1 protein-coding gene is annotated in these 1,084 nt (G+C 50.3%); it reads left to right on the top strand.

Annotated features, from left to right (window positions below):
* Positions 1–1,084 (top strand): hypothetical protein (locus BB427_RS24545; protein WP_175401307.1); only part of this gene is annotated, 1,084 nt, incomplete at both ends.

Genomic DNA, 1,084 nt, shown 5'->3' with positions numbered 1-1,084 from the left:
AGTAACAGGTAAACAAACCCGGGTGTTGACAGACGCTGATAGAAATACGAGTCGTAGCTACTATGATCGAGATTCAGGCAGACGAGTCGATTATGAGACAACGGTTGCGAATAATGTCGGTTTTAAAGAAGACACGGACTTTAGAGGCAACGGCACGGGTAGCTATCACTTATATAGCAACAACCAATATTTAGGGGAGTTAAACAAGTCAGGGAGCGACTCAATAAAAGAGCAACACTTTAAAGCACCAAGTCAAGGTGATGCGACACCAATGGCGAGACATCAGGTTGGGTCGGGAGACACACTGAAGGCGTTAGCTCAACTTTATATAGGGGACACAACACCAGCGATGCCGTATGTGCCACCGCCGCCAGAAGCTGGATGTAATGCAGTAGCCAGTATCATTATGATAGCCGTAGCGGTAGTTGCCACAATCGCAACAGCGGGAGCAGCAGCCAGTGCAAGTTATGGCGCAATCATGTCAACAGGCACGAGTGTGCTTACGGGCAGCTTTGCAGCGGCAGGTGTCACAACCGCAACTGGAATCGCCGCGGCTGCGGCAGGTGGCTTTGTAGGCTCAGTTGCTTCTCAATTAGCGGGAAAAGCCATGGGCGTAGTTGACAGTTTCTCGTTAAGGTCTGCGCTGGGGTCAGGGTTAACAGCAGGACTCACAGCAGGTGCAGGAAATGTACTACGCGGAACAGAAGTATTTGCAGCGATGGATACTTCAGGAAATGCAGCTCAGGTGGTGAATGCGTCAGGGAAAGCTATCCAAGGAGCATATCAGTTAGGAAGTAGTGGACAAGCGGCGTTTGGGGCAGTAGGTGCAATCAGCTCAGTGGTAGCGGGTAAAGTAGCGGGTACACAAACGAGCTTTAGATGGGGAAATATAGCGGCATCGGCGCTGACATCCGGGATCACAGGACAGGGTCCAGTGATAGGCGGTGGCACGACAAACCCAGTGAATGGTATACTAAATTCAGCGGTGCGATATGGTTCAAACAAGCTGTTTGGTAATCAAGCGAGCTGGAACTTTGGTGAAGTAGCGATTGATGCCTTTGGCAATGCGTTGGGGAATAGTATT

The organism is Pseudoalteromonas sp. BMB (assembly GCF_001709235.1).
GTDB lineage: Bacteria > Pseudomonadota > Gammaproteobacteria > Enterobacterales > Alteromonadaceae > Pseudoalteromonas > Pseudoalteromonas maricaloris.
This window is presented reverse-complemented; position numbering and strand designations above follow the sequence as displayed.